This window comes from Streptomyces sp. 8N616 (assembly GCF_052246385.1).
Classification (GTDB): domain Bacteria; phylum Actinomycetota; class Actinomycetes; order Streptomycetales; family Streptomycetaceae; genus Streptomyces.
The window spans coordinates 164,756-186,270 of the sequence record NZ_JBQQBY010000011.1 but is presented as its reverse complement, the minus strand read 5'-3'; the positions used below and the strand labels follow the sequence as shown (position 1 = coordinate 186,270).

Below are 21,515 nucleotides of genomic sequence, written 5' to 3'. Positions count from 1 at the left end.
GGAGGCTAGCAAGCCCTGCCTGTCCCGTACGCGTCATCGACTAGGCTCCTGAAAGTCGCAACTGCGGCCGAATACACGGGGGTGGGCGATGCCGCCGCTGCGCAGTGCCGGGACGGGCCCGGAAGCGGAGGATCCGGAATACGCCGGGCAGTACCGGCTCGAGGCACGCCTGGGCTCCGGCGGCATGGGCGTCGTCCACCTCGCCCGCTCCGCGTCCGGGCTGCGACTCGCGGTGAAGGTGGTCCACGCGGACTTCGCCGCGGACGACGAGTTCCGCGCGCGCTTCCGGCAGGAGGTGGCCGCGGCCCGGCGGGTGAGCGGGGCCTTCACCGCGCCGGTCGTCGACGCGGACCCCGACGCCGTACGGCCCTGGATGGCCACCCTCTTCATTCCCGGCCCCACGCTCGCCGACCACGTGAAGCGGAACGGCCCGCTGGCGTCGCCGGAGGTGCGGCGGCTCGCGGCCGGGCTCGCGGAGGCGCTGCGCGACATCCACCGGGCCGGTGTCGTGCACCGCGATCTGAAGCCGGGCAACGTGCTGCTGGCCGAAGACGGCCCGAAAGTCATCGACTTCGGGATCTCCCGGCCGTCGGACAGCAATCTCCGGACGGAGACGGGGAAGCTGATCGGCACACCGCCCTTCATGGCGCCGGAGCAGTTCCAGCGACCGCGCTCGGTGGGGCCCGCGGCGGACATCTTCGCGCTGGGTTCTGTGCTGGTGCACGCGGCGACGGGACGGGGGCCCTTCGACTCGGAGAGCCCGTACATCGTGGCGTACCAAGTCGTCCACGACGAGGCGGACTTGGCGGACGTCGCCGAAGACCTGGTTCCGATGATCCGCGCCTGTCTGGCCAAGGACCCGGCGGACCGGCCGACGCCGGACGCGCTCATGGCCATGCTGCGGGCGATGGCGGAGGACGGTGATGCCGCGGGGGGCGGCCCGGGCGCGGCCGACACCGCGGCGGGCGGCACAGGCTCGGTCGGCGGCCCGGGGCCGGCTGCCGCCGCGCGCGGGCACGCGCGCGTGCCCGCGCAGCGGCGATACTCGCCGGCCGGGACCGGTGGGGTCACCGCCGATGCCGTCGGCCATCCGGCCCCAATGAGCCCGGAGTGGCCCGAAGTTCATGAGCAGGGATCGCCCTTCGCTGCTGAGGCCGCGTGGGAGCCGGACAACAGCACCGCGGCTCATCAGTCCTTGCGGGCTACGCCGGACGAAGCCGCGCTGCCGGAGATCGCCCGCGGCACGGGCGCCCACCGGGACGAGCCGGAAGAGCCGGAAGAGCCGGAAGGGCCCGCGCCTCGCACAACGGCCCGGTCCGGCGGCCGAGCCACCACAGCGACCCCGAAGAACGCCAGCGACCTTGCCCCAGCCGCAGGAGGCACGGACGGCCCCGCCGTGCACAAGCCGATCCTGTCCGGCCCGGGCCAGGCCACCGCAATGGCTGCCCGGCGACGGCGGCGGGTTCGGTGGGTGGCCCTGGGGGCGGCTGCCGCCGTGCTGCTCGGAGCTGGTGTGGCCGTCGCCGTACGGCAGACGGACGGGGAGCGGCCCATGGCCGCCACGACGCGCAGCGCCGCGACCGCGCCCACCTCCCCGTCCCACCCGTGGCGGACCACCGTGGCCGCGGCGGGCGCTGCGCGGTCCGGTCGCACCGCGCCCGTCTGCTCGTACGCGCCGTACGCTGGCGGGTCGCTGTACTGCACCGCCCGCGGTGTGAAGGCCGCCCGGTTCGATTCCGCGACCGGCCGGGAGGTCTGGTCGCGGGACGCCGCCGCCAAGGCGTCCGCGGAGGAGTCCGCCGCGGAGGAAGCCGCCCCCGAGCCGCCGGTGTTCTGCGGCGGACTGCTCCACGTCATGTCCGTCTCGTCCGGCGGCGGCGCCCGCCTCGAGGCCCTGGACCCGGCGAGCGGCGCAACCCGCTGGAGCAAGGACGTCTCGGCGTACGAAGGCCGCGTCTATCACGCGGGCGACACGGTGCTGCTGGTCTCCGGTGACGGCACGGTCCGCGCGCTGCGCGGCGCGACGGGCGAGGAGCGCTGGCGGCGGCCGTACGCCGGGCGGGGCCTGCCGGTGTTCACCGCGTACAGGAAGGGCGGCGGCGGCCGCGACGGTGACGGAAACGGGAAGGTGCAGACCGCGTACGGCACGGCGACGTCGGACGACGGCTCGCACACCTTCGTGACCGCCATCGACCCGGCCACGGGCGACACCCGCTGGCAGCGCACGCTGACCGGCTACCTCACGCCGGTGGGGACCGCGGCCAACGGCAAGTCGCTCCTGCTCACCTCCTCCGACCTCCAGCAGCGCACCGACGCCGTCGTCCGCTACGACCCGGGCAGCCGCCGCGAGCGGCGCGTACCGCTGGCGGTGCCGCTGGACTCGGTGACGACGGGCGTGCACGGCGACACGGTCCATCTGCTCGCCCACGGCGGCACGTTGATGGCCGTCGACACCCTCCGCAGTGCCCCGGCCGCGGACCCCGAGCGCGCCGAGCTCTGGCGGATGGAGACCTCGGTCAGCAACGCCTCGCAGCTCGCGGCGACGGCCGACCGGCTCTACTTCACCGCCGCCGACGGCCGGTTGCTGGCCATCGACGCCCGCCGCGGCGTGCTCGCCGGGCAGACGCCGCCCCGCATGAACCCGGAGAACCGCGGTTACGCGGCCGCGGTGCCCGCGCCGGTCGTGGCGGGCGGAAGGGTCTTCGGCGCGGCGCCGGACGGCACGGTCTTCGCGGTGGACGGCAGCAGGCCCGGCCACTGGTGACGGCGGGCCGCGCCCCGGCCGCGTACCCGGGCCGGCATGGAGACCCGGCGACCTGAGCGTCCCCCGACTTCCTGTACAGTTGTCCAGGAAGTCGGGGGACGTGACGTCACGTCACGTCACGTCACGTCACGTCAGGTCATTCAAGGGGATCCGAACCATGCAAACGGTCGCGCAGGTCCTGGTCGGCGTCGTGGCCGCACTCCACGCGTACTTCCTGGTGCTGGAGATGTTCCTGTGGCAGCGCGCGCCTGGGCTGCGGCTCTCCGGGATGGACGCAGGGACGGCGAGGGCCACCGCGCCGCTGGCGGCCAACCAGGGGCTCTACAACGGGTTTCTGGCCGCGGGCCTCGTCTGGGGGCTCGCCGCCGGTGATCCGACCGGCTTCCGCGCGCAGGTCTTCTTCCTGGGCTGCGTGGTGATCGCGGGCGTCTACGGAGCGGCCACCGCCAACCGCCGCATCCTGATCGCCCAGGCCCTGCCCGGCGCGCTCGCGCTCGCCGCCGTCCTGCTCGCCGGGTGACGGCCGGCGCCCGCCGACCGCCTGTTGACCGCCCGTTGACCGCCGCCATGTCCGCAGAGGATCCACGCACCGTCCGCACCAGGGCACGCCTACGAGAAGCCCTGCTGGCCGAATGCGCCACCCGCCCGCTGGAGAAGGTCAGCGTCTCCGCCCTGGCCCGCCGGGCGGGTATCGGCCGGGCCACCTTCTACCTGCACTACGACGACATGCAGGCCCTCGCGACCGACGCCTGCGCCGAGGTCGTACGCAACGCCGTGGACGCGCTCCACGCCTGGCAACGCGGCGCCACCGTCCCGGCGGCGGCCCCCACGCGGCCGCCCCGGGCACTCACCGAATTCTTCGCCACCGCGGCCGACCGCCGCGACCTCTACCGCACCCTGCTGCGGCCCGGCGGCAGCGGCCCGCTCGGCGAACTGCTCCATCAGGAGCTGCGCGAGCGGTCCTTGAGAGAACGGGAACGGACGGGCGCGCCCCATGCCGCCCTCGCCGCCTCCGCCGTGGCCACGGCCTTCACCGGCGTCCTCGCCGACTGGCTGCACGGCTTGATCGACGCGGACCCGCAGGCCATCGCCCGCCAGGTCTGGCAGCTCCTGCTCGCCATCCACCAGGCCTGGACCCGGTAGAGGGCAACGAAGTCGCAGTCGTACGGGACTTCCGGACGGGCCCGCGCGCTACGCCCCAGCAGCGCGCCACACACAGGACAGCGATCGGGTGGCGGCCCGCAGGCCCGCCACCCGATCGCTCACTGGCTCACTGGCTCACTGGCTCAATCGCCGGAGCATCAGCCCAGTTTGCTGACGTCCCGCACCGCGCCCTTGTCCGCGCTGGTCGCCATCGCCGCGTACGCCCGAAGCGCCTGCGAGACCTTGCGGTCGCGGTTCTTCGGCGCGTACACGCCGCCCAACGCCTCGCGCCGCGCCGCCAGTTCCTCGTCGGAGACCTTCAGCTCGATCGCGCGGTTCGGGATGTCGATCCGGATCGTGTCGCCGTCCTCGACGAGCGCGATCGTGCCGCCGGACGCCGCCTCGGGCGAGGCGTGGCCCAGGGACAGGCCGGACGTGCCGCCCGAGAAGCGGCCATCGGTGATCAGGGCGCACTTCTTGCCCAGGCCGCGGCCCTTGAGGAAGGAGGTCGGGTAGAGCATCTCCTGCATGCCGGGGCCGCCCTTGGGGCCCTCGTAGCGGACGACGACCACGTCGCCCTCCTTGACCCGCTTGGAGAGGATCGCCTCGACGGCCTCCTCCTGGGACTCGACGACGACGGCCGGGCCCTCGAAGGTCCAGATCGACTCGTCGACACCCGCGGTCTTCACCACGCAGCCGTCCTCGGCCAGGTTGCCGTAGAGGATGGCGAGGCCGCCCTCCTTGGAGTACGCGTGCTCGACGTCGCGGATGCAGCCGCCCGCGGCGTCGGTGTCGAGGGACTCCCAGCGCTCGGACTGGGAGAAGGCCTCGGCCGAGCGGCGGCATCCGGGCGCGGCGTGGAAGAGTTCGACGGCCTCGGCCGAGGGGGAGCCGCCGCGGATGTCCCACTGCTTCAGCCAGTCGGCGAGCGAGGGGCTGTGAACGGTGTGCACGTCCTCGCGGAGCAGGCCCGCGCGGTAGAGCTCGCCGAGGATGGCGGGGATGCCGCCGGCCCGGTGCACGTCCTCCATGTGGTACGTGCCGTTGGGCGCGACCTTGGACAGGCAGGGCAGGCGCCGGGACAGGGCGTCGATGTCCTGCATGGTGAAGTCGAGCCCGGCCTCCTGGGCGGCCGCGAGCAGGTGCAGGATCGTGTTGGTGGAGCCGCCCATCGCGATGTCGAGGGCCATGGCGTTCTCGAAGGCGGCGCGGGTGCCGACGGAGCGTGGCAGGACGGTCTCGTCGTCCTGCTCGTAGTAGCGCCGGGTGACCTCGACGACGGTGCGGCCCGCGGCCTCGTACAGCTCCTTGCGCGCGGTGTGCGTGGCGAGGACCGAGCCGTTGCCGGGGAGGGAGAGGCCGATCGCCTCGGTGAGGCAGTTCATCGAGTTGGCGGTGAACATGCCGGAGCAGGAGCCGCAGGTCGGGCACGCGGCCTCTTCGATACGGGCCAGGTCCTCGTCGGAGACGGACTCGCTGACCGCGTCGGACATGGCGCTGATCAGGTCGAGGCCGGTGCGGACCGTGCCGTTGACGAGGGTCGCCTTGCCGGCCTCCATCGGGCCGCCGGAGACGAAGACGGCCGGAATGTTGAGGCGCATGGCGGCCATCAGCATGCCCGGGGTGATCTTGTCGCAGTTGGAGATGCAGATCAGGGCGTCGGCGCAGTGCGCCTCGGTCATGTACTCGACGGAGTCCGCGATCAGATCGCGGGAGGGCAGCGAGTAGAGCATCCCGCCGTGGCCCATGGCGATGCCGTCGTCGACCGCGATGGTGTTGAACTCGCGCGGGATGCCGCCTGCGGCCTTGACCGCATCGGAGACGATCCGGCCGACCGGCTGGAGGTGGGTGTGGCCCGGCACGAACTCGGTGAAGCTGTTGGCCACCGCGATGATCGGCTTGCCGAAGTCCTCGCGCTCTACGCCAGCGGCCCTGAGCAGGGCGCGAGCCCCCGCCATGTTGCGGCCATGGGTAACGGTGCGGGACCTCAGCTCGGGCATTGGGCTCCACTCCCTCGTGATGTGAATGGTCCTTCGAGCCTACGCCTCAGCTCCAAGATCTGGACAGTCTGTCCGAATTCCGGAATCGGCGGGCCGCCCTTCGGGCGGGCTCCGTCGAGGCGCCTTCCGCCCCTCTTTGAACCTCTTCCCTTCAAGTCTCTCAGGCCTCTCAGGCCTTTCAGGACTCGGTCAGGTACCGCTGCAGCGTGGGCGCCACCATCGCGACGATGTCCTCCATGTCCGCCGTCGCGAGCGGCTCGACCTTGACCACGTACCGCAGCATCGCGATCCCGACCATCTGCGAGGCGGCGAGCTCGGCCCGGAACTTCGGGTCCGGCACCTTCAGCTCCCCCGCCACCCGCTCCAGCAGCCTGCGCAGCACGAAGCTCCGCAGCGCGCCCGCGGCCGCCTCGTGCGTCACCGCGGAGCGGATGACCGCCAGCAGCGGGGCCCGGGTCACCGGGTTCTCCCAGATGCCGAAGAAGTGGCGGGCCAGCCGCTCGCCGATCCCCTCGGGGCCCTGCGCCAGCACGTCGGGCACGCTCAGCGCGGGCTCGAAGGAGACCTCGATGGCCGCCGCGAAGACCTGCTCCTTCGTGCCGAAGTAGTGGTGGACGAGGGCCGGGTCGACCTCCGCGGCCTTGGCGATGCCCCGGATCGACGTCTTGTCGTAACCGCGGGCGGCGAACTCGGCGCGGGCGGCGGAGAGGATGCGGTCCCGCGCGACGGGTCCCGCCGCGGCGTCCGTACGGGCCGGGCGGCCGCGTCTGCGCGGAGGGTGGGTGGTCACGGCGTCACGGCCTTCCCTGTCACGGCCTTCCAGCGCCTGTCGGGGACGCGAGATGCAGCCGGGTGAAGGCCAGCGCCTCCGCCAGGTCGGCCTCGCGCTCGGCGGCAGACATCGCACGCCGGGTGTTGACCTCGACGACCACATGGCCGCGGAAGCCGCCGACCGCCAGCCGCTCCAGCAGCTCGGCGCAGGGCTGGACGCCGCGCCCGGGCACCAGGTGCTCGTCCTTGCCCGAGCCGCTGCCGTCGGCGAGGTGGATGTGAGCGAGCCGGTCACCCATCCGGTCGGCCATGGACAGGGCGTCGCAGCGGGCCGTCGCCGTGTGCGACAGGTCGATGGTGAAGTGCCGGTAGTCGTCCTTGGTGACGTCCCAGTCGGGCGCGTACGCGAGCATCTCGCGGTCCCGGTAACGCCACGGGTACATGTTCTCGACCGCGAACCGCACATCGGTCTCATCGGCCATCCGCCAGATTCCGCGTACGAAGTCCCTGGCGTAATTGCGCTGCCACCGAAAGGGCGGGTGTACGACGACCGCGGAGGCGCCCAGCTTCTCCGCGGCCGACTTCGCCCGCTGCAGCTTCGTCCACGGGTCGGTGGACCACACCCGCTGCGTGACCAGCAGACAGGGCGCGTGCACGGCCAGGATCGGCACCCCGTGGTAGTCGGAGAGGCGGCGCAGCGCGACGATGTCCTGGCTCACCGGGTCGGTCCACACCATGACCTCGACGCCGTCGTAGCCCAGACGCCCGGCGACCTCGAAGGCCACCGCCGTCGACTCCGGGTACACGGAGGCGGTGGACAACGCGACCTTCGCGTCCGGGATGCGCACCACTGGTTGAGCCACGGGAGACAGGGTACGGCGTGCCGCGCGGGGCAAAAGAGGCCCAAGCCCGCCATCTGCCCCCGGCCGCCGGTCAGGACGACGGCAGGTGGTCCAGGCGGCGGAGGATGACGCCCTCGCGCAGCGCCCAGGGACAGATCTCCAGCTCCTCCACCCCGAACAGGTCCATCGCGGCCTCCGCGACCAGCGCTCCCGCGACCAGCTGCGGCGCCCGCCCCTCGGAGACTCCTGGCAGCTCAGCGCGCTTGTCGGCGGGCATCGTGGCCAGCTTCGGCACCCACTCCTCCAGCGCCTTGCGGGTCAGGGTCCGCTGCACGTACAGACCCTCGGCCGAACGGGCCGCGCCCGCGATCCTGGCCAGCTGCCGGAAGGTCTTCGAGGTGGCGACCACGTGGTCCGGCTCGCCGAGCCGTGTGAACTCGCCCACAATCCGCGCGATCTCCGTCCGCACATGGCGGCGCAGCGCCCGTACGTCCGCCGGGTCCGGCGGGTCGCCCGGCAGCCAGCCGGTGGTCAGCCGGCCCGCGCCGAGCGGCAGCGACACCGCCTTGTCCGGGTCCTCGTCGAGCCCGTACGCGATCTCCAGCGAGCCGCCGCCGATGTCCACGACGAGCAGCCGCCCCGCCGACCAGCCGAACCAGCGGCGGGCCGCGAGGAAGGTCAGCCGGGCCTCCTCCTCACCCTCCAGCACGGTCAGGTCGACGCCGGTCTCCTCGGCGACCTGGGCCAGTACGGCGTCGGCGTTGGACGCCTCGCGGACCGCGGAGGTCGCGAACGGGAGCACTTCCTCGACGCCCTTGTCCTCGGCCGCCTGGAGAGCGTCGTGAACGGTGGCGATCAGCGTCGCGATCCCGTCCGGGCCGATCGCACCGTCCCCGTCGAGGAGTTCGGCGAGCCGCAGCTCCGCCTTGTGGGAGTGGGCGGGCAGCGGGCGCGCACCGGGGTGCGCATCCACGACCAGCAGATGAACCGTATTCGAACCCACGTCGAGGACACCGAGTCTCATACGGTGCACGCTACTGCGGCGGGTGAGCGCCCTTGTACGCGGCCGGACCCGCTTACCCTGGGGGCGTGGCAAAGACCAAAAAGGCCAAGCAGGGCAAAGCAGCCCAGAAGCGGCGCGTGCCTCAGCCTCCTCAGCCCCCTCAGCCCGTGCAGTCCCCGCTCTCCCCGGAATCCGAGCCGGACGAGGTGGGGCTCGACTATGCGCGGGCCTGGGTCGAGTTCCCCGACCCCGCGGACGAGGAACAGGTCTTCCGCTGCGACCTGACCTGGCTGACCTCCCGCTGGACGTGCATCTTCGGCAGCGGCTGCCAGGGCATCCAGGCGGGCCGCGCCGACGACGGCTGCTGCACGCTCGGCGCGCACTTCTCCGACGAGGACGACGAGCGGCGGGTCGCCGAGCACGCGGCGCGGCTCACGCCCGAGATCTGGCAGCACCACGGTGTGGGGACCAGGACGGGGTGGGTCGAGGTCGACGACGACGGCGAGCGGCAGACCCGGCGCTGGAAGGGCTCCTGCATCTTCCAGAACCGCCCCGGCTTCGAGGGCGGCGCGGGCTGCGCGCTGCACATCCTCGCGCTGCGGGAGGGGCGCGAGCCGCTGGAGACGAAGCCGGACGTGTGCTGGCAGCTGCCGATCCGGCGGACGTACGAGTGGGTGGACCGGCCGGACGACAGCCGGGCGCTCGTCATCTCGATCGGCGAGTACGACCGGCGGGGGTGGGGGCCGGGCGGGCACGACCTGCACTGGTGGTGCACGAGTGCGCGCTCCGCGCACGGGGGTGGGGAGCCGGTGTACGTCTCGTACCGGGCGGAGCTCACGGAGCTCATGGGCAAGGCGGCCTATCACCGCCTCGCGGATCTGTGCGAGGAGCGGATGGCGTCGCTGCTGCCGATGGCTCCGCATCCGGCGGATCCGGACCCGGCGCGGTAGACAGGCCCGGCGCGGTAGACAGGCCTGGCGCGGTAGACGGGCCCGGCGCGGTTGATGGGCCCGGCGCGGTTGACGGGCCTGGCGCGGTTGACGGGCCCGGCGGCCGGAGGGGTTGTGTGTTCTGGTGCCGGGGACGGGGTGGGGCGGCCCCGTCCCGGCGGCATGATTTACGGGTCGGCACGGGTCGTCGTGCATCTGCGGCCCGGCTGCAGGCCGGCCCACACATCACGCTTTAGTGCCTGGAGGAGGCCGCCCCACCCCGTCCCCTCCGACCGGTGGCCCTCCGCGGCTCGGCAGCGGGCTTGACTGGCCCCCACCCGTCCCCTCCCGCCGGTGGCCTGGCGGCTGTGGGTGCCGCAACCTTGGGCAGTATCCGCGCGGGTGGAAGGCGAACACCCGGCCAGGGCCTGGGGCGTGTCAGTTCGTCGGGCTGGGGGAGTCGGAACCGCTCGGAGGCGGGGAGCTCGTGGTACCCGACGGGGTTGGCGTCGGCTCCGGGTCCGTAGGGCTCGGGGTGGGTTCCGGGGTCGCGCCGCGGCCCTGGATCGTGACCACCGTCCGCGCCGGATCGATCGCGACCCGCGCCGTCCACGCCCCCTCCGGCTCCCGCGCTTCGTCCACCGACACCGTGATCGTCACCGACTCCCCCGGCCGCAGCTCCCCCGCCGTACGGCTCAGCTGCAGCCAGGGCGCGTCCGCGTACGCCCTCCACCGCACCGGCGCTCCGCCCGACGCTCGCAGCGTGATGAGCGTCGTGTCGCCGCTCGGCTGCGCCTCGACGGTCAGCCGCCCCGGCGAGTGGGTCGGGGTCGGCCGGCCGGGCCAGGACGAGCCGCCGCCCGGCGGGGAGGAGGGGCCGGGCGGCGTCGTCCGGCCCGCGCCGTCGCGATCGCGGTGACGGCCGCGGTCACCGTCGTGCCGGCGCCGGTCGCCGTCCCCGTCTCCGTAGACGACCTCGACCGAAACGTCAGGGGAGTGGCTGCTGCCCGGCGTGAAGCGCGGGTGGGGCCCGGTCTGCGCGTTGCCCGCCTTCTCGTACGGATGCCCGGCGAGGCCGTCGGGGGTCTCGGCCCCTGCGGCGGTCACCGGGCTGCTGGCCTGCGCCTCGCCGAGCAGCGGCGCCCCCCGGTATGCCCCCCACAGTGCGAGCAACGGCGCGGCCACCACGGTCGCGACCACGGTGGTCGTCATGGCCCGGCTGCGCATCCGCCGACGGCGCGCCACCCGGTCCTTGGGGTCGACCGGGAACCCGCTGCGGTCGTAGCGCGGCCCGCTCCGCGCAGCGGCGCCGCGCGCCCGGCCACGCGCGCGTAGGGCACGGGTCATCGCCGCGTAGAGGGCGGGCCGCGGTGCCTCGAGCACCGGCAGCGTGCCGGGCAGCGCCGTACTGCCGGGCCACGGCCCGCCCGCCGTGGCGCGCTCGGCGGTCCTGCGGCACTCGGGACAGTCGTCGACGTGCCGTACGAGCTCGCGGCGCAGCGCGGTGCCCAGCAGCACCTGGCTGTCACCGGTGAGCCGGGCGACGACCGGACAGCTGCCGCGCTCGACGACGACGAGCGCGGCACGGGTCCGTTCCACCTCGCAGGCGGCGGTGGAGAGCAGCGCGCAGGCCGCGTCGTGCTCCATGCCGAGGACGGCGGCGACCTCGTCGGCCACCAGCCGGTGCCGGACCGCGAGTTCGAGGGCTTCGCGCTGCTCGGGTGTGATGCCCGCGGCCTCCGGCCAGGCGAGCGCGCCGAGTTCGCGGCGGCGCTGGACGGCCGCGGCCTCGGAGAGGCCGGGCTCCGCGGGCCGCGCGGAGGGCTGGGCGTCGTGGGCGCGGTGATGCTCGGCCAGCTGCTGGAGGCAGGCCCAGCGGGCCAGGGCGTAGAGCCAGGACCGGCGCTGGGCCTCGTCGGCGGGGCGGCGGCCGTACTGCCGCTCGGCGATGGCGAGGACCTCGCCGAGCACCGAGGTGGCGGCATCGTGCTCGCAGAGGACGGACAGGCAGTACGTGAACAGGCCGTCCAGATACGGCTCGTAGCGCGCGCCCCGCCGCTCCTGTTCCGTGCGGGGCGAGGCGGACCGGGACGCGGACTTGGCGGCGCTCCGGGCGGAGCCCTGCGCACTGCGGTGCGCCCGGTGTGCGCCGGTGGTGTGCGTTGGATGCTCCTGCCTGCTGCTCATCTGGCCGAAGGTAGGCGGATGATGCCGTGTCTCTCGCCCTACTTGCGCAGGTTTAACCCTTACGGGTGACCATCACCCTCAAAAGAGGACACGCGTTCCTCTTCTCAGCGGAGCGTTCTGCTATGGAGCCGTCGCGCGCGTGCGCGGCGTACTCCGGCGCGTGACGGCGCACAGGCGCACAGAGTCGCGGCAGCCGACACCGCCCGCCCCTCCCGGGGACCCCGCCCGCCCCCGGGGCGCTCCCCCCGGAGGTCCGGCCCGCCCCGGCGCTGTCAGAGCCCACCGCTACGGTGACCCGCATGGCTGCTGCCCGTACGTCCCGCTCGTCCGCCAAGGACCGTCCCTCCTACCGCTGCACGGAGTGCGGCTGGACCACGGCCAAGTGGCTCGGCCGCTGCCCCGAGTGCCACGCGTGGGGCACGGTCGAGGAGTTCGGCGCGCCCGCGGTCCGTACGACGGCGCCGGGCCGGGTCACCTCGGCGGCGCTGCCCATCGGCCAGGTGGACGGGCGGCGGGCAACCGCCCGTTCGACGGGCGTCGCCGAGCTGGACCGGGTGCTCGGCGGGGGCGTCGTACCGGGCGCCGTCGTACTGCTCGCCGGTGAGCCGGGCGTCGGCAAGTCCACGCTCCTGCTCGACGTCGCGGCGAAGGCGTCGTCCGACCAGGAGCGGACCCTCTACGTCACGGGTGAGGAGTCGGCGGGCCAGGTCAGGCTGCGCGCCGACCGGATCGGCGCGCTCTCCGAGCACCTCTATCTGGCCGCCGAGACCGACCTGTCCGCGGTCCTCGGCCACCTCGACACGGTCAAGCCGTCGCTGCTGGTCCTGGACTCCGTGCAGACCGTCGCCTCGCCCGAGATCGACGGCGCACCGGGCGGCATGGCCCAGGTCCGCGAGGTCGCCGGAGCCCTCATCCGCGCATCCAAGGAGCGCGGGATGTCCACGCTCCTCGTCGGCCATGTCACGAAGGACGGCGCCATCGCAGGCCCCCGCCTGCTGGAGCACCTCGTGGACGTCGTCCTGCACTTCGAGGGCGACAGGCACGCCCGCCTCCGCCTCGTCCGCGGCGTGAAGAACCGCTACGGCGCGACGGACGAGGTCGGCTGCTTCGAGCTGCACGACGAAGGCATCACGGGACTGGCCGACCCCTCAGGGCTGTTCCTCACCCGCCGCGACGAGCCCGTCCCCGGCACCTGCCTGACCGTCACCCTGGAGGGCCGCCGCCCGCTCGTGGCCGAGGTCCAGGCGCTGACCGTCGACTCGCAGATCCCCTCCCCGCGCCGTACGACCTCGGGCCTGGAGACCTCCCGGGTGTCGATGATGCTGGCGGTGCTGGAGCAGCGCGGGAAGATCTCCCAGCTCGGCAAGCGGGACATCTACAGCGCCACGGTCGGCGGCGTGAAGTTGTCCGAGCCCGCCGCCGACCTGGCCGTGGCCCTCGCTCTGGCCAGTGCCGCGAGCGACACCCCGCTGCCGAAGAACCTGGTCGCCATCGGCGAGGTGGGCCTGGCGGGCGAGGTGCGCCGGGTCACGGGCGTACAGCGGCGCCTTGCGGAGGCGGCCCGGCTCGGCTTCACGCACGCGCTCGTGCCCGTGGACCCCGGCAAGGTGCCGTCCGGCATGAAGGTCACCGAGGTCGCCGACATAGGAGACGCGCTGCGGGTACTGCCCCGGCGCGTGGGCCGTGAAGCGTCGCAATCCGGACGCCCCACATAAGGAGTCCGGCCGCCGGTAGACTTTGCCCTGGTCTCGCCCGTACGACGCACCCGGGCCCCCACATCAGCGACCGGAGGAGTGCAGTGGCAGCCAGCGATCGGACGGCAGGTCCCGGCAAGTCCGGGAGCTCCGATGGCCTGATGCGTGCCTCGCTGAGCGCGGTCGCGCCGGGTACGGCCCTCCGTGACGGCCTCGAGAGGGTGCTGCGGGGCAACACCGGCGGTCTCATCGTCCTCGGCATGGACAAGACGGTCGAAACGATGTGTACCGGCGGATTCGTGCTCGACGTCGAGTTCACCGCGACCCGGCTGCGCGAGCTGTGCAAGCTCGACGGCGCGCTGATCCTCGACAAGGACATCACCAAGATCGTACGGGCGGGCGTGCAGCTCGTGCCCGACGCGGCGATCCCCACCGAGGAGACCGGCACCCGGCACCGCACCGCCCAGCGCGTCTCCATCCAGGCGGGCTTCCCCGTCGTCTCCGTCAGCCAGTCCATGCGGCTGATCGCTCTCTATGTGGACGGGCAGCGGCGCGTCCTGGAGGACTCCGCGGCGATCCTCTCCCGCGCCAACCAGGCCCTGGCGACCCTGGAGCGCTACAAGCTGCGGCTCGACGAGGTCGCGGGCACCCTCTCCGCCCTGGAGATCGAGGACCTGGTGACGGTCCGCGACGTGTCGGCCGTGGCCCAGCGCCTGGAGATGGTCCGCCGCATCGCCACCGAGATCGCCGAGTACGTGGTCGAGCTGGGCACCGACGGACGGCTGCTCTCGCTGCAGCTGGACGAGCTGATCGCGGGCGTCGAGCCGGAGCGCGAGCTGGTGGCCCGGGACTACGTGCCGGAGCCCACCGCCAAGCGGTCGCGTACGGTCCCGGACGCGCTCGCGGAACTCGACTCGCTCAGCCACGCCGAGCTGCTCGAACTGCCCACCGTGGCGCGCGCGCTGGGCTACAGCGGCTCGCCCGAGGCCCTCGACTCCGCCGTCTCCCCGCGGGGTTACCGGCTGCTCGCCAAGGTTCCGCGGCTGCCGAACACCGTCATCGAGCGGCTGGTCGACTACTTCGGCGGCCTGCAGAAGCTGCTCGCGGCGAGCGTGGACGACCTGCAGACGGTCGAGGGCGTGGGCGAGGCCCGGGCCCGGTCCGTACGCGAAGGCCTGTCGCGGCTGGCGGAGTCCTCGATCCTCGAGCGGTACGTGTAGCTCGCCGCTGAGGCCGCTCCGCGCCGACGGCGCGGGCCCTCTTGGTGGTCACCCGCCGGCAGTTCACCGGTCCTCAGCGATACGAGCAGCTCGTCGGCCTGCCACTCGCACCGGCGGTACCCAGCCCACCCCGCCGTCGCTCACCGGCAGTTATCTGGTCCTCGAGCGGTACATGTAGCTCGCGGTGGGGGCCGCCCCGCGCCGGCGGTACCCAGCCCACCTCGCCGTCGCTCACCGGCAGTTATCTGGTCCTCGAGCGGTACGTGTAGCTCGCGGTGGGGCCGCTCCGCGCCAGCAGTACGCAGCTCATCTCGCGGTCGCTCACCGGCAGATCTCCTGCCGTAGCGCCGCTGCCGTACCGTCGCACACGCGGGCGCGGCCCGCACCCGGCGGCGGCACCACGCCGCTCAGCTCAGTCCTTCCGCAGCGAGAACGACACGCGCGCCGTCGACAGGCCCGTGGCCTGCACCTCGACCAGGTACGTGCCCGGCTTCGCCGAACCCGCCGACGGCGTCGCGCACTTCGGCTCACTCGGCTTCCGGTCCCACACCACGCTGCGGCTCGTCTCGCCGCCCGCCGGGACCTGGAGCAGGATCCGGCCGTCGTCCGCCGGGCAGTCGTCCGAGGCCCAGAACGGGTCGTCGTCGTCCGCGAACGTGATGGTCATGACGGCCGACTTCGCCCCGAAGTCCACCTTGCAGGCCTTGCCGGAGGAGTTCTTCGCGACGATCTCGAACTTCGGCTTCTCGCTCGGGCCGTAGGAGTTCTTGACGCTGCGCACGCTCAACTGCACCGATCCGGCCCTGCAGTCGGGCAGGCTCGCACCAGCCGGGACGCCCGCCCCGCCCCCGCTTCCCGAGCCACCTCCCGCGCCGGACGCGCCGTCGCCTCCGGCGCTGTCGCCGCCGCCAGCGCCGTCGTCCCCGGCGCCGCCGGTGCCGCTTCCGCCGCCGTCCCCGCCCTCCGACTCGTCGCGGCCGCCCGGCCGTTGGCTGATGGCGGGACCCGACGAGGACGGCCCGGGCGTGATGGACTCGGCGGGCCCCGTGCCGTCCGCGCCGTTGCCGCGGCCGCCGTCACCGCCGGAGCCGGTGGAGTTGAGCGCCCAGACGCCCAGCAGGGCGAGCAGCGCAACCACGGACAGCACAACTGCCCTCCGACGCCAGTAGATGGAGGAGGGAAGCGGCCCGACCGGATTGCGCAGAGATCCCACGCGCAAACTGTACGAGAGAACGACCGCGGTTCAGGCCAGTACCCGCCGCCATCCTGGGCATCTTTTGACGATCATCATCACGCGGCGTGCGACGGGCACTCACTTTCGTCAGGCCCGCGTCCTGACGATCGCTCACTGTGACCGGACGGGCCTGATTCATACGGTCCGTGACCATGGACGACACAGAGCTCTATCGCGACATCACCGACTTCGCCCGGGACACGCCCAGTTGGTTCCACTCCTTGACCGAATTCGGCACGGAGGCGGGGCTGTTGCTCCTGGCGGCTGTCTCCGTCGCCGCGTGGTGGCGGTCCCGCAGCGGGCAGGCGCGCGAGGTGGCGCTCGCGCTCCTCGGCCCACTCGCCTCTGCCGTCGCGTACGTCTGCAGCGAGCTCGCGAAGGCCGCCTTCGCGGAGGAGCGCCCGTGCCGGGCCGTCGCGGGGGCGGCCCGCCCGCTGGCCGCGTGCCCGTCGCCCGGCGACTGGTCCTTCCCGAGCAACCACGCCACCATCGCCGCGGCGCTCGCGGTCGGTGCGGTCATCGCGTACCGCCGCACCTGGCTTCTCGTCGTGCCGGTGGCCGTCCTCACGGCCTGCTCCCGGGTGGTCCTGGGCGTCCACTATCCGCACGACGTGGCGGCGGGCTTCGCGCTGGGCGCGCTGGTCGTGGCGGTGACGGCGCAGCTGCTCGTACGGCCTGCGACCGGAGCGGTGGTCCGGCTGCGCACGGGCCCGCTGCGGCCGCTCTTCGCCCGCGATGCGTAACGCGCATGTCCCAGCGGATCACGGCCGCGGTGGCGGAAGATCCGCCGGACAGACCCGAGGCAAGGCCGCTTCAGCTCTACGGGTTGTGGGGCCTACGGGTTGTGGGGCCTACGGGCCTTGGGTCCCGGCCTCGACGAGGCCCGCCTCGTGGGCGACGATCGCCGCCTGGACGCGGTTCCTGACCTCCAACCGGTCGAGGATGGCGCTCACATACGCCTTGACCGTGCCCTCCACCAGATACAGCCGCCGGGCGATCTCCGCGTTGGACAGACCGGCCCCGACCAGGCCGAGCACCTCCCTCTCCCGCGCGGTCAGCGCCTCCGTACGGGTGCGGGCGGAGGCGCCGCGCGCCAGCCGCTCCCCGCCCAGCTCGTCGATGACGTGCCGGGCGATGCGCGGCGACAGGAACGCACCGCCGTCCGCCACCGCCCGTACCCCCGCGATGAGTTCGTACGGATCGCCGGACTTCAGCAGGAATCCGGTCGCACCGCCGCCCAGTGCCCGCGCGACGTACGCGTCCTCGGAGAAGGTCGTCAGAATGGCGACGGCCGTCTCCGGCACGGCCCTTCTGCTCTCCTCGCAGGCGGCGAGCCCGTCGAGCTTCGGCATCCGGATGTCCAGGAGGGCGACGTCGGGGCGGTGGGCGCGGACGAGCTCGACCGCCTCGCGCCCGTCCCCGGCCTCGGCGACGACCTCGATGTCCGGCGCGGCGGCGAGGATGGCGCGTACACCCGCGCGGATCATCGCCTCGTCGTCGGCCAGCAGCACGCGAATCAACGCGCCGTCTCCTCTCCGGTCGGCTCGGGCACCAGGGTCTTGGCCACGAGGCGGCCGTCCCGGAAGCAGAGCCGGTAGTCGTCCACGCTGTGGAAGAGCCGGTCGCTGGACCGGTAGTAGTGGCAGTCGGCGCCGGGGGGCGGCGCGGGGGCACGCTCGGTCGGCGTGTCGGTGACCTCGCGGTCGGGCAGCAACCGCGCCACGTCCGCGTAGCTGTCGCCGACCGCCAGCCGGTCGTAGGCGGCGGGCGGCAGGACCGAGTGCGTCATGACGTACGCGTACCAGCCGAACACTCCGCCCACGAGCACCACGGCAGCGCCCCCCGCGGCAGCGAAGCCGCCCAGCACCCTGCGCCGTGCACCCCGCCGCACCAGCACGAACTGCCGTGCTGCGGCGGTCATTCCGGGACGGCTGAGGGAGGGGTTTGCGGCGGAAAGGGGGCGGGCTCGGCCCGCGGGGGTGGGATGGGGTCCGCCGCCGGGTCCGAGGGCGGTCCCGCATGCGGGCTCTGACGTGGTCCGTGGCTCGGGCCCGGGCGGGGGCCCCGCCGCGGGCCCCGACGCTGGCGCTTTCCCGTCTGTTCCCGCAGTTCCCGGGGTGCATGGGACGCGCGCCACGAGGCGGAAGCCGCCCTCGTACGGCCCCGCCGAGAGCTCACCGCCCACGAGCCGCACGCGCTCGGCGAGCGCGGCGAGGCCGGTTCCGCTGGAGGCGGGCCCGGCCAGACGCCGGGCGCTCACGGGGAGTCGGGGGCCGGACTCCCCGGGCTCCACACCGTCGGAATCGCTGCGCGCGAGCCGGTCACCGGAGCCCCGCCTGCCGGGTGTGCTGCCCGGTGTACCGGCCGGGGCCGGACCACCGGCACTGCCACCGTCCGCGGACGCATTGCGTACGGTCAACAGGACGCCGGCACGCGACCGTTCGAGCTCCACGGTCACGGAGGCGCCGGGAGCGTGTTTGGCCGCGTTCGTCAGCGACTCCTGAACCACGCGGTGCACCGCCTGCTCCCCCATACCCGTCAGTTCGCCCTCCCCGGCGACCGACAGCCGTACGTCGAGGCCCGAGTCCCTCGCCCGCTCGACGAGGGCCTCGACGGCCTCCGCCGGGGGCACGAGCGGGGCCTCCCGCCGGCCTTCCCCTTCGCGGAGGACGCCGATGATCTCGTGCAGTCGGTCGGTCGCGTCGGCCGCGGCCGCGCGCAGCTCGCCCGCCGCGGCCCGGTGCTCGGTGGTCAGCCCGGGCGCCACCTGCAACGCGCCCGCGCGCAGGGCGATCAGGCTCAGCTCGTGGCCGAGCGAGTCGTGCATGTCCTGTGCGATACGGGCCCGCTCCCGCAGCCGCGTACGGTCCGCGACGATCTCCTGCTCGCGCTCCAGCTGCTCGGCGCGGCTCCACCCGGCGGCGACGAGTGCACGGTCCTGGCGCCGGTAGCGGCCCGCCAGCCAGGGGAAGACCGCGCCGAAGAGCAGCGTCGCGACCATCACGAGCCAGACGACGACGGGGTCGGGCGGCGCCTCCACGACGATCAGGGCGGTGGCCGTCACGCCCACGGCGGCGAAGACGGACAGCGCGGGGCGCGCCGCGTCGGCCCGGCGGCCGAGGAGATAGGCGACGGCCGAGAGCGCGGGACCGTAGCTGACCGTGAACAGGCCGGGCGTGGCGGCGAGTCCGAGGGCCGCGACGACGAGCAGGGCGAGGGCGGGCCGCGTACGGGCGAGGGCTACGGCCACCGCGAGCAGGAGGACGCCCATGATGGTCTGCCACCACGGGAGGGGCTGGTTCCGCCCGAGCGAGTCGCCGAACGCGACGGGCACGGCGAGGGCTACCCACAACACGGCGTCGGCCAGAACTTCCCGATGTCTCACCCGCCCGACGCTACAAGCGCCCGTCCCCCCATACCCCTGCCGAAAGTCATGCCTCCGGCCGGGTCTTCGCGGCGTGCGGATGGGACGCTCGCGGCCGGGCAGACGCTCCCACCCCGAGCCCTGCCTGAGGCCGGGCAGCCGGCGACCCCACAGCCCGACCCACACGCCCACCACCGCAGCGGCCCGCACAATCAGCCCACGCCGCAAGCGCCGAACCCGCTGCATGTGCCCAGCCCTGGGCACCTCCAGCAACGGGCGGGTGGGTGGGTGGGCACAACCAACCCAGGCCGAAGGCCGGGAGACAACCACCCACCGGGCCGGCCCACACACGCGCCCACTACGTCAGCGGCCCCACACAAACAGCCGACACCACAAACGGGGTGGGCAAACCAACCCGGCCGAAGGCCGAGCAGACAGCCGCCCCCCGGGCCGACACCAATCCGCCCCATCGCGGCAGCGGCCCCCGCGGCGAGCGGACTCGTGCCAGGATCGGTTCTGCCATGACTACGACGACCACAACTCGCACACCGGACGAGGCCCTGCCCGAGTCCGCCCCCGCCGCGCTCCACACCCCGGTCATCGACTGGTTCCGGACGCACGCCCGCGACCTCCCCTGGCGCCGCCCCGAGGCCGGCGCCTGGGGCGTGATGGTCAGCGAGTTCATGCTTCAGCAGACGCCGGTCAGCCGCGTCCTGCCCGTCTACGAGCAGTGGCTCGCGCGCTGGCCGCGGCCCGCCGATCTCGCCGCCGAGGCGCCGGGCGAGGCGGTCCGCGCCTGGGGCCGGCTGGGCTACCCCCGCCGCGCGCTGCGCCTGCACGCCGCCGCGGCCGCGATAACGGAGCGGCACGGCGGCGAGGTTCCGCGCGACCACGCGAAGCTCCTCGCGCTCCCCGGCATCGGCGAGTACACCGCGGCGGCCGTCGCCTCCTTCGCGTACGGCCGGCGCCACGCCGTACTGGACACCAACGTCCGCCGGGTCCTCGCCCGCGCGGTCACGGGCACCCAGTACCCGCCGACCGCGACCACCGCGGCCGAGCGCCGCCTCGCCCGCGCCCTCCTCCCGGAGGACGAGCCGACGGCCGCCGTCTGGGCCGCGGCCACGATGGAGCTCGGCGCGCTGGTGTGCACCGCGCGCACGCCCGGCTGCGGGCGCTGCCCGATCGCCACGCAGTGCGCCTGGCGGCTCGCGGGCTCGCCCGCGCACGACGGGCCGCCGCGCCGCGGCCAGACGTACGCGGGTACGGACCGCCAGGTGCGCGGCAAGCTGCTGGCCGTGCTGCGCGAGGCGGTCGAGCCGGTGCCGCAGGCGGTTCTGGACGCGGTGTGGGACGAGCCGGTGCAGCGGGCCCGCGCGCTGGACGGCCTGGTGGCCGACGGCCTCGTCGAGCCGCTCGACGGCGGTGTGTACCGGCTCCCGCTGACCTGACGACGCCCACACGACGCACCCCATCGATCGACCTACCAGCCTCCCGCGCCACCCACCAACAACCGTCACACCAGCCGCCGTTCGTCACACACTCCACGCGGCTCTACGCCCCCATACATCCCGATTCGCCCCACCGAACCAGCCCACCACCCCACCGCTGTTACACAACCGACGGATAGCCGTGCGCCGCCCGAGCATCGGAGCGGACCGCTCCGTTACAGCTCCTCCGTAGCTTCATGTCCGTGCCGGGGACACCGGCGACCAACGGGGTCCCCGGCGACCCACGGGGCGGAAGAGCGGAACGGAGGCGGTCGAGATGGCGAGCAGCGAGGTCGGCGAGGTCCTGGAGTTCGAGGAGTACGTGAGGACCCGGCAGGAGGCCCTGCTGCGGAGCGCCCGGCGGCTCGTCCCGGACCCGGTCGAGGCCCAGGATCTGCTCCAGACCGCTCTCGCCAGGACCTACGGCCGCTGGGACGGCATCGCCGACAAGTCCCTCGCGGACGCCTACCTCCGGCGGGTCATGATCAACACCCGCACCGAGTGGTGGCGGGCCAGGAAGCTGGACGAGGTACCCACCGAGCAACTGCCCGAAGCCGCCGTCGACGACGGCACGGAGCAGCGCGCCGACCGCGCCCTGCTGATCGACATACTCGGTGTTCTCGCCCCCAAGCAGCGAAGCGTCGTCATCCTGCGACACTGGGAGCAGATGAGCACGGAGGAGACGGCGGCGGCCCTGGGCATGTCCACCGGCACCGTGAAGAGCACGCTGCACCGGGCGCTCGCCCGGCTGCGCCATGAGCTGGAGAGGCGTGAGCTGGACGCCCGGGAGCTGGAACGCGACGAGGAACGGGGGCCTCAGCAGTGCGCGGCCTGAGACGGGCTGATTTCCGGGGGGCAGGTTCGCCCCTCACCAAGA

Annotated in this window: 17 protein-coding genes; 9 read left to right on the top strand and 8 right to left on the bottom strand. The window is 73.6% G+C overall.

Annotation, left to right across the window (positions count from 1 at the left end):
* The first annotated feature begins 88 nt into the window (after window positions 1–88).
* From ACTWQC_RS12845 to ACTWQC_RS12835, 3 genes are all read left to right on the top strand, one after another.
* Window positions 89–2,764, top strand: a complete 2,676-nt coding sequence (locus ACTWQC_RS12845; RefSeq protein ID WP_443315752.1) for a protein kinase domain-containing protein — start codon at window positions 89–91, stop codon at window positions 2,762–2,764.
* 157 nt (window positions 2,765–2,921) lie between these two features.
* Window positions 2,922–3,284, top strand: coding sequence for a DUF1304 domain-containing protein (locus ACTWQC_RS12840; RefSeq protein ID WP_443315751.1), 363 nt, complete (start codon window positions 2,922–2,924; stop codon window positions 3,282–3,284).
* A gap of 47 nt (window positions 3,285–3,331) precedes the next feature.
* Window positions 3,332–3,907 carry a TetR/AcrR family transcriptional regulator gene (locus ACTWQC_RS12835; RefSeq protein ID WP_443315750.1) on the top strand — a complete coding sequence of 192 codons (576 nt, stop codon included), beginning with the start codon at window positions 3,332–3,334 and terminating at the stop codon, window positions 3,905–3,907.
* A 158-nt stretch (window positions 3,908–4,065) separates the two neighbouring features.
* On the opposite strand, the gene ilvD is transcribed toward ACTWQC_RS12835, so the two are convergent.
* The 4 genes from ilvD to ACTWQC_RS12815 all read right to left on the bottom strand — a co-directional run bounded on the left by ilvD (window position 4,066) and on the right by ACTWQC_RS12815 (window position 8,544).
* Window positions 4,066–5,907, bottom strand: a complete 1,842-nt coding sequence (gene ilvD, locus ACTWQC_RS12830; protein WP_443315749.1) for a dihydroxy-acid dehydratase — start codon at window positions 5,905–5,907, stop codon at window positions 4,066–4,068.
* A gap of 178 nt (window positions 5,908–6,085) precedes the next feature.
* Window positions 6,086–6,697: a TetR/AcrR family transcriptional regulator gene (locus tag ACTWQC_RS12825; protein ID WP_443315748.1), complete on the bottom strand. Its 612-nt coding sequence runs from the start codon at window positions 6,695–6,697 to the stop codon at window positions 6,086–6,088.
* A gap of 19 nt (window positions 6,698–6,716) precedes the next feature.
* A complete protein-coding gene (locus ACTWQC_RS12820) occupies window positions 6,717–7,541 on the bottom strand; it encodes a sugar phosphate isomerase/epimerase family protein (protein WP_443315747.1) in 825 nt (274 codons plus the stop codon).
* A 70-nt stretch (window positions 7,542–7,611) separates the two neighbouring features.
* Window positions 7,612–8,544, bottom strand: coding sequence for a Ppx/GppA phosphatase family protein (locus tag ACTWQC_RS12815; RefSeq protein ID WP_443315746.1), 933 nt, complete (start codon window positions 8,542–8,544; stop codon window positions 7,612–7,614).
* Window positions 8,545–8,609: 65 nt separating this feature from the next.
* Between ACTWQC_RS12815 and ACTWQC_RS12810 the strand changes: the two genes are divergently transcribed.
* Window positions 8,610–9,473: a hypothetical protein gene (locus ACTWQC_RS12810; RefSeq protein ID WP_443315745.1), complete on the top strand. Its 864-nt coding sequence runs from the start codon at window positions 8,610–8,612 to the stop codon at window positions 9,471–9,473.
* 417 nt (window positions 9,474–9,890) lie between these two features.
* Here ACTWQC_RS12810 and ACTWQC_RS12805 read toward each other — a convergent pair whose 3' ends face one another.
* On the bottom strand, window positions 9,891–11,639 hold the full coding sequence (locus tag ACTWQC_RS12805) for a BACON domain-containing protein (protein ID WP_443315744.1): 1,749 nt from the start codon (window positions 11,637–11,639) through the stop codon (window positions 9,891–9,893).
* A gap of 299 nt (window positions 11,640–11,938) precedes the next feature.
* On the opposite strand from ACTWQC_RS12805, the gene radA reads away from it, so the two are divergent.
* A complete protein-coding gene (radA, locus tag ACTWQC_RS12800) occupies window positions 11,939–13,354 on the top strand; it encodes a DNA repair protein RadA (protein ID WP_443315743.1) in 1,416 nt (471 codons plus the stop codon).
* A 140-nt stretch (window positions 13,355–13,494) separates the two neighbouring features.
* Window positions 13,495–14,553, top strand: coding sequence for a DNA integrity scanning diadenylate cyclase DisA (gene disA / locus ACTWQC_RS12795; RefSeq protein ID WP_443315772.1), 1,059 nt, complete (start codon window positions 13,495–13,497; stop codon window positions 14,551–14,553).
* A 412-nt stretch (window positions 14,554–14,965) separates the two neighbouring features.
* Here disA and ACTWQC_RS12790 read toward each other — a convergent pair whose 3' ends face one another.
* A complete protein-coding gene (locus ACTWQC_RS12790) occupies window positions 14,966–15,766 on the bottom strand; it encodes a hypothetical protein (protein WP_443315742.1) in 801 nt (266 codons plus the stop codon).
* 173 nt (window positions 15,767–15,939) lie between these two features.
* On the opposite strand from ACTWQC_RS12790, the gene ACTWQC_RS12785 reads away from it, so the two are divergent.
* Window positions 15,940–16,530, top strand: coding sequence for a phosphatase PAP2 family protein (locus ACTWQC_RS12785; RefSeq protein WP_443315741.1), 591 nt, complete (start codon window positions 15,940–15,942; stop codon window positions 16,528–16,530).
* Between the two features lie 108 nt (window positions 16,531–16,638).
* Here ACTWQC_RS12785 and ACTWQC_RS12780 read toward each other — a convergent pair whose 3' ends face one another.
* Together ACTWQC_RS12780 and ACTWQC_RS12775 are read right to left on the bottom strand one after the other, a co-directional pair.
* Window positions 16,639–17,307, bottom strand: coding sequence for a response regulator (locus ACTWQC_RS12780; protein WP_443315740.1), 669 nt, complete (start codon window positions 17,305–17,307; stop codon window positions 16,639–16,641).
* Window positions 17,304–19,172, bottom strand: a complete 1,869-nt coding sequence (locus ACTWQC_RS12775; RefSeq protein WP_443315739.1) for a sensor histidine kinase — start codon at window positions 19,170–19,172, stop codon at window positions 17,304–17,306. Before ACTWQC_RS12775 ends, ACTWQC_RS12780 begins: the two co-directional genes overlap by 4 nt.
* A 500-nt stretch (window positions 19,173–19,672) precedes the next feature.
* On the opposite strand from ACTWQC_RS12775, the gene ACTWQC_RS12770 reads away from it, so the two are divergent.
* Together ACTWQC_RS12770 and ACTWQC_RS12765 are read left to right on the top strand one after the other, a co-directional pair.
* Entirely contained in the window at window positions 19,673–20,599 is a 927-nt protein-coding gene (locus ACTWQC_RS12770) for an A/G-specific adenine glycosylase (RefSeq protein ID WP_443315738.1), read from the top strand.
* A gap of 316 nt (window positions 20,600–20,915) precedes the next feature.
* On the top strand, window positions 20,916–21,473 hold the full coding sequence (locus tag ACTWQC_RS12765; protein WP_443315737.1) for a SigE family RNA polymerase sigma factor: 558 nt from the start codon (window positions 20,916–20,918) through the stop codon (window positions 21,471–21,473).
* Window positions 21,474–21,515: the final 42 nt, after the last annotated feature.